The following is a 7,444-nucleotide window of genomic DNA, read 5'->3' on the forward strand; positions in this document are numbered from 1 at the left end:
TGGTCATTCAGGTCGGCCGCCGCAACGGTAAGCGCGGTGTGCTGGAAATCAACCTTCCCTCGCAGAACTAGATGCCGTAATGGGCCGGCCTTCGCGAGCATAGCCAGGTTGGGTGGCTGTCCCTCAGAATGATGGTGTTGAAACGGAGTCCGAGCGATCGGCTCCAAGCATCATGAGAGGAACAGCCATGGAACACTATGTGGGAATCGATGTCTCTCTGGAAGAGAGCAGCGTGTGCATTGTTGACGCGACCGGAACGATCGCGCGCGAGGTCAAGATCGCCAGCGAGCCCGAGGCACTGGTGCGCTATTTCGACGAACTGGAACTGTCTGTCATCCGCATTGGGCTCGAGCTCTGCAGCGCCCATGGCGTGAAGAGGAGTCCCTGCCGGGACCGAGGCTGGTCCATTCCGTTAAGACCGTTGCACCACGAGTTTGCTCGGAGCGTGCGAGACATACATTGGAAGGACCGTCCCGCGAAGCACCATGATGCGGCGACCCATGTCGACCGCGTAGACGACCAGACGTCACATGCTCCCGGCAAACAACTTCCCGCATCCCGCACCTAAAAAGGCGCTTGCAAATCTCGCTATTAGACGACGATCCTATATTACACTCATTCGGAGGACGGCCACAGTATGAGTGCACGAATACACAAACAAAGAAAGGCGACACAACCATACATCCTGCCACGAAACCCTCCTTTCGATGCCACGAAACCCTCCTTTCGATGGGTTTCGACTGTCCGATCGCGCAAGGGCGACAAAGGGGAGCCGTAAGCTTCAACTGTAAGACAACTCACGTTGGATATGCCCGACTTATACACTATAGTAGCGGCGAGAAACTCCAAGGTGTGGCCTACTCGGCAAACCGCTGCGCTCAGTTTTTATGAAAGGGCCCTAGAAATGACCAATCGATCAGGCTTAGAGGCGAATGCCGAGGGCGGCTTAAACAACCCGACTCAGCATAACGTAGACCCGTCAGGAGATGCTCTAGCTGAGGTAGCTGTTAGGCTGGTGACTGAAAGTCCTGCTCAAACAGCCTCTGATCTAACCAACTAATCCGAAGCACCTGCTGCGGCTCAAGCTGTGACCGGGCTACATCCATGCGCCGCACCCGCTCGACGTCTGCCAAATCGACCATATCCCGACCGACATCAATTTCGTGGAGGTTGTCGACGGGGCCGGTGTGTTCGTCGGCCGTCCGTATCTGACGATCGTCACCGATGTGGCGACACGAGCCATTCTCGGTTCTGTCTCAGCTTGGAAAAGCCGTCGGTCCTGTCTGGGGGTCGGAACAAGAGCAGTTCAAAATCGTACGCGGCCTTTATCAACCAAAGACAGCAATAGCCTTGATATCCAAGGGTTACCGTGCGATTCTTCGGGCCTGATCCGAGGGAGATGAGAATGTCGGAAACGATGCTCGCAGCACTTACCAACATTCGGACGGCGGAAGATATGATCGTGGCCTTTCGCGATGAGGAGCAGTGTCGGAGATTGCTGGAAAGCATGGTGTGGCCGGCTGGGAGAATTTGTCCTGCCTGTGGTTACAAACGCTCGATCGCGATCGCCGGGCGCGATACAAGCAAGCGACGTGCGCGTCCGGGTCGCTATCAATGCTCCAGCGGCGATTGCCGGTTCCAGTTCACGGTGACGACCCACACGCCTCTGCATTCCACAAAGCTTCCTTATGAGTGTCTGGCTGAATGGCATGTGGCTGATGCTGCAGTCGGATAAGGGTTTGTCCTCGGTGCGCCTGGCCGAGATAAACGGCAAAAATGAACAACGTCGATCCGCTCGCCTGGCTCACGCAAACGCTCGAGCGCATTGCCATGGCTGCCCGAGCAGCGAAATCGACGCACTCATGCCGTGGAATTACGCCGCCTGAACGGCCTCAGCTCGTCGCTTACGGAAATTCGCGCTTACGATACACTCGCCAGGGATGACTCTACGGCTTAAACTTTAAACGATCGCAGATTGGTACGAGGAAACCGAAAATGGAAACACAGGAATCGGCCGAAGTTCTTCATAAGTTCCTGGCGAGAAAGAGGAAATTGACTTCAACGGAAGCGAAAGCAATATTTGAACGTGACATCTTAGGTAGCATGGCAGTCGAAAAGGGAGGGCTGGAGAATCCCATCTTTCTTGTTGTGGGCGGACAACCGGCATCGGGCAAAACCTCTGCAATTAGGCAGTTACTGAATAAATATGATCCCGACTACACTCAAGTGGTAAGCGAGAACGAACTCAAGTCTTTTCTTCCCGACAACAACCGCGCTCGACTCCGGGGATCTCATGTAGTTGAGGAAATAAATCGCTTCGTCGTTTTGACCTGGCGCGATCAATTGATTGAGTATGCGATACGGCATCGATCGAATATCATCGTGGAGACGCGCGATACCCCTAATTACATCCTTCTCGCGAGGGCTCGTCACATTGGCTACAAGACAGAGCTAAATATCGTGGCCACAGATAGAATCACTAGTTTTACCGCCATGCATGATCGTTATGACCGCGGGCTGTCGCAAGGTTCCATCGCCACTATCACCTCTCCAGATGCTAAGGCGCACGATCTTAGTTATTCCGTTTGGCCATTCATAGCGGCTTCAGCCGTTTGTTCCGACTCTTTTGCTCGAATAGCAATCATTCGTCGAACGGGCGAAATAATCTTTGAAAATAAACAAGCCAACGATCCCACTGGACCGATGAAGACGATAGGTGAGCAGGGCGTGATGCAGGCACTTATGATTGCCCGTAATAGGCCATTGGGAAAAACTCACCGGGACGAGATTCAGAATATCTGGAACAAGCTCGAACAGAGCGATAGGTTCGCTCGACATCTACCTTGCGCTAACCTAAAATCTTACACGGCGGAAATCGGCCTGGCGCTTAACAATCAATTGGATTTTGATCCATACAAAATTCCGGCTGACGATCAGCGACATATGGCCGAGATGTTCGTTCGAAATGTTAAGCGAGATGAAGACTTTATAGTGGCAAATATCGGTGATCCGTACTGCTACGTCAGTCATACCATTAAGAGAATCACATCATGCCATAATATATTACAAGAGAGGTTTCTCGGAAAGTCTGCAATTGCTAGAACCGGACCATCGGATTCGACCTTTGCTCCTCAAGAGGATACAACCTGGGGCACTCCCCATCAGGAGCCACTTTTACGGTCATCCATTGTGAAGCGGAAGAGGACAGCTAGCCTGGTAAATCAATCGCCGCAACAGGTGTCTGGTGCGACTAAATTGCAGCGACCAAAGTTTTTGGTCGAGGTGTGCCCATTTTCATTTTCCAAGCGGCATACAGGCGCGGGAATGGCCAACGATGCAGCGCTGGGCGGCATGCAGGGTGAGCATTCGGCGTCGGCGCTCAGTCCGTCAGAACCAAAGTTCGACGACGACTACCCCGAATTTACTGAGGACGGGCTGGCAGAAATCGATGCGCTGTCCAAATCTCGCTCCAATGCTGCACCCAATTTGCACGGGACCAGATTGAATGAGGCGTTTGAGAAAAAGGGCTCCTCTTCAGGCGCGGGAATGGCCAACGATGCAGCGCTTGGCGGCATGAATACAGTACCCTCGGCGGAGGCGCAGAGGTCATCGCAAGCAAGCCCTAAGGACTTTCCCGATTTAACCGACTCCGATCTGGAAGACGAGCATATCGCGGCCGATTTCGCACTGCTTGGCGAGGCGCTGCACAGGGCCAGTCCCGACATCGCCGCCCGGACCCGGTTGGTGGCGCCGGCGGTGGCCCATTTCTTGCGCATGGCTGGGAACCCGGCCGAGGCGGCCGCCGCTTTCCACGACATCATCGATGGCGGCAGGGCCAACTTCGGGGGCGGCACGGCCAGCTTTGTGTTCCTTCCGGTCAACAATGCCGGGACTGGCCCTGGGGGCACCCACTGGTCGCTGCTGTTTGTCGATCTACGCGGGCGCCAGCCGGTCGCCTATCATTACGACTCCTTCGGCACCCTGAACAGCGCCATCGCACAAGGGCTGGCAGCACGTCTGGGCGCCCGCTTGGATCGAGTGCGGATGGCCCAGCAGGACAACACCTACGATTGCGGGGTATTTGTCGTGGACGCCACCAGGGCGCTGGCCGCGCGATTGGCTAAAGGAGAACGGCCCGGGAGCCAGCCGCTGCACCTCGACACCCTCGTCGCCGACCGGCAGGCTTTACTGGACCGCCTCACGGCCCCCAGTAACGCACGAGTGGAACTGGCGTCTTCCTCGAGAAGCAGAGAACGCTCATACGGGGGGCGATAAGCTTCAGGGCGCGCCGCATTAATAGGCCCAGCTATGCCCGCTACGTCCTGATCCGCAGAAGCCGATCCGATCCAGGTGCTCTCAGCGGCATCTGGCACTGGATGCCGACAGCGGCGAGATCATTGCCCATACCCTGACTGATCAGGACACTGGCGATGTCTCTCAAGTTGAGCCACTACTCGACCAGATTGGCGGTCCGATCGGACAGTTTACTGCTGACGGCGCCTATGACGGAAAACCGACTTACGACGCAGTCATCGATCACAGCGCTGCCGCCGCAATCGTCATTCCGCCTCGCGTCAACGCGGTCGAACCATTCGACGATAGACCTCCCGGCCAGAGGGGCCAGCATATCGCCGCAATCGGCAGAGACGGCGGGATGAAATGGCAGGTCTCAACGGTTATGGCAAACGCTCGCTGGTCGAGACCGCCATAGGGCGATACAAGTCCACCATCGGGCGGCGTTTGCGGGCACGGTCGCTTCCCGTTCAGAAGACCGAAGTCGCCATCGGCTGCGCCGTCCTCAACCGCATGCTTGCCTGCGCACGCCCGAAATCCGCCCGCCGCAAGGCGGCCACGGCATAGTCTGCCGCTTCAAAGATCGACATCCCCTCAAGTCCGGACCCATGCACCAACGCCTTCCTGCTTAGGAAAGTTTTTGGGAATGGCAGGGGGACTACGTCGCGAGCATCTGGTCAGCTGTGTGGGAGGGTGGCATGAAGAGCTTCCTGAGGCTGCGAATCAGAACCATCAAGCTATGAAAACCTCCCGCATTCGACGCCCACCGCCGTTAGCGCTGAACGGGAGTGTCATCTTTGAGGGGGATGCCCTCACAGTCCTGCAGCGCCTTCCCGATCGTAGCGTGCAATGCCTTATAACCTCCCCTCCCTATTGGGGCCTGCGCGACTACAAAAACACAGAGCAAATCGGCCTTGAGCCGACGCTCCCGCAGTTCATAAATCGGCTTTTAACAGTGTTCCGAGAGGCGAGGCGGGTGCTGAAGGATGACGGGGTCCTTTGGATCAACATCGGCGATGGCTTTACGAGCGGTAACCGCACATGGCGGGCGCCCGATAAGAAGAATCCGGCTCGGGCCATGTCAATGCGTCCGGAGACACCTGAAGGTCTCAAACCAAAGGATCTGATGGGCATTCCCTGGCGGCTGGCGTTCGCCTTACAGGATGATGGATGGTATCTCAGAGCCGATGTCATCTGGAACAAGCCGAACGGGATGCCTGAAAGCGTTCGAGATCGCCCGACGAGGACGCACGAATACCTCTTTATGTTTTCTAAGGAGGAGCAATATTTCTATAATCGAGACTCGGTTCGAGAAGGCAATGGGCGGAATCTTCGCTCGGTTTGGAACGTCAATACACTGCCTTTTGCGGGAGCTCATTTCGCGACTTTCCCTCCCAAATTGATCGAGCCCTGCATCCGTTCATCAAGCCGCCCCGGCGACTTCGTACTAGATCCCTTCTTTGGCTCGGGGACCGTCGGTCTGGTAGCGCAGGAGCATGGTCGCTCATACGTTGGCATTGAACTTCACCCCGCTTACGTTGCCCTGGCCGCCGAGCGGCTGTGTCACTCCGATGGATCGATTATCCGAGTGGCCGCATGATACCGTCTCCGGAATTGCAGATAGAATTCAGCGTTGCATTGGCTGAAATTCGCCAGTTAATGCTTCAAGAAGCGCTCAAAGAGACCGTTCGGAAGCTCGACATTCCATCGTTGGACCGGGAGCTGGCGGCCAACGTCCCGGGCCATAGTTTGACGCAACTCGCCAGTCACGGCATTCGCGGCGAAATGTTGTTTCCCGTCCCGTTGGTCTTAACCGCGAACCCTCGCTTGATCGGTTACTACCGCCTCCTCTACGGCTATAGCCAAAAGGAATTCTACACAACGGCAACTGGAGCGGGCCGCTTTATTTCGATGGAGACGAAGGGGATCCTACGCTCGGCTTTGTCGCCCGACATCGAAACGCTGTGCAAAGAGATGTGTGAGGCCGGTGCGCAGCTGCTCACGGGCATCGCCGGTAAGGCTGTCACCATCGCCCTTTTAGACGACCTGACCCTGCTTACATTGGGGCCGCAACTGCGCGGGGGAGCCAATGTCCGTCGGGGTACCGCCGGCATCATCCAGGTTTTCAACGTCATCAAGGAACTTGTGCAAGACCACATCGAGGCGTCGGGCCCAAGGTTCATCCGCGTCCGGAACGCGGCTGGTCGTCAGGTACGCATCGAATTCGCCGCAGACCCGGACATCGTGATCCGCGAGGAAATGAGGGCCGACAGCTTTCGCAATATTGTCGCGATCGAGGTAAAGGGCGGCACAGACTTTTCCAACATCCACAACCGAATTGGCGAGGCTGAAAAGAGCCACCAGAAAGCTCGAGGAGCCGGCTACGTCGAATGTTGGACTATTGTGAATGTCGATCGCATCGACATGACCATGGCCGCGCGCGAATCCCCGACCAGCAATCGCTTTTACCGAATCTCGAGTCTCGTAGCTGCCTCAGGGGCAGAATTCGACGAGTTTCGTGACCTAGTGACGGCCATGATCGGCATCGCCGGTACAACGTCCTAGCGCTTCCGTGCTCCATCGGACATGGATCCTACGTGAGAGCCAACAGATCACTATAAATCTGACGAAGGTGTTCGTCAGACGGCATCGTCAACTTAACGAAGCTTGGATACCGATGTGCGACAGAGCGTGACCCACTCTACCGCCGCCACCGCTTTCCCGCCGAGATCATCGCCCATGCTGTCTGGCTCTATTTCCGTTTTCCTCTCAGTTTGCGAATGGTCGAGGACTTGCTGGCGGCACGAGGGATTATTGTCTCGCATCAGACAGTCCGGCTTTGGGCAGAGAAATTCGGGCGGACCTTTGCCAGCGAGATCCGCCGCCGCTCAGCGGGTCGGCTGGTGACAAGTGGCATCTCGACGAGGCCGTCGTTTCGATCCGCGGCAAGAAGCACTGGCTCTGGCGCGCCGTCGATCAGGACGGTTTCGTCCTGGAGGTCCTGGTGCAAAGTCGTCGCAATGCCAAGGCGGCCAAGCGTCTGATGCGCAAGCTGTTGAAGGGCCAAGGCCGCGCGCCGCGCGTGATGATCACCGACAAGCTTCGGTCTTACGACGCTGCAAAGCGAGAGATCATGCCGGGGGTCGAACAC

General features: G+C 56.5%; 3 protein-coding genes and 6 pseudogenes. All 9 read left to right on the forward strand.

The genetic code is table 11. The features are described from left to right. Positions 1–187 precede the first annotated feature (187 nt). Positions 188–352, forward strand: a pseudogene (locus EOB59_RS36985) (IS110 family transposase); the annotation flags it as partial. Between the two features lie 706 nt (positions 353–1,058). Then, positions 1,059–1,285, forward strand: a pseudogene (locus EOB59_RS36990) (transposase); the annotation flags it as partial. A 120-nt stretch (positions 1,286–1,405) separates the two neighbouring features. Beyond that, a pseudogene (locus EOB59_RS32570) lies at positions 1,406–1,763 on the forward strand (IS1595 family transposase); the annotation flags it as partial. Between the two features lie 4 nt (positions 1,764–1,767). Next, positions 1,768–1,886: pseudogene (locus EOB59_RS32575) on the forward strand (transposase domain-containing protein); the annotation flags it as partial. 109 nt (positions 1,887–1,995) lie between these two features. Next, a complete protein-coding gene (locus EOB59_RS32580) occupies positions 1,996–4,275 on the forward strand; it encodes a zeta toxin family protein (protein WP_128178177.1) in 2,280 nt (759 codons plus the stop codon). 88 nt (positions 4,276–4,363) lie between these two features. Next, a pseudogene (locus EOB59_RS32585) lies at positions 4,364–4,860 on the forward strand (transposase); the annotation flags it as partial. Positions 4,861–5,032: 172 nt separating this feature from the next. Beyond that, a complete protein-coding gene (locus tag EOB59_RS32590) occupies positions 5,033–5,893 on the forward strand; it encodes a site-specific DNA-methyltransferase (RefSeq protein ID WP_095486087.1) in 861 nt (286 codons plus the stop codon). Next, positions 5,890–6,858: an XcyI family restriction endonuclease gene (locus EOB59_RS32595; RefSeq protein ID WP_095486086.1), complete on the forward strand. Its 969-nt coding sequence runs from the start codon at positions 5,890–5,892 to the stop codon at positions 6,856–6,858. The genes EOB59_RS32590 and EOB59_RS32595 overlap by 4 nt, the downstream gene beginning before the upstream one ends. A 164-nt stretch (positions 6,859–7,022) precedes the next feature. Then, positions 7,023–7,444, forward strand: a pseudogene (locus EOB59_RS32600) (IS6 family transposase); the annotation flags it as partial.

This window comes from Mesorhizobium sp. M7A.F.Ca.MR.176.00.0.0, from assembly GCF_004023165.1.
Classification (GTDB): Bacteria; Pseudomonadota; Alphaproteobacteria; order Rhizobiales; family Rhizobiaceae; genus Mesorhizobium.

What these genes read in the sequence shown, in the direction of transcription:
- EOB59_RS32595 (WP_095486086.1), top strand. Translation starts at nt 5,890, where the DNA reads ATGATACCGTCTCCGGAATTGCAGATAGAATTCAGCGTTGCATTGGCT.
- EOB59_RS32580 (WP_128178177.1), top strand. Translation starts at nt 1,996, where the DNA reads ATGGAAACACAGGAATCGGCCGAAGTTCTTCATAAGTTCCTGGCGAGA.
- EOB59_RS32590 (WP_095486087.1), top strand. Translation starts at nt 5,033, where the DNA reads ATGAAAACCTCCCGCATTCGACGCCCACCGCCGTTAGCGCTGAACGGG.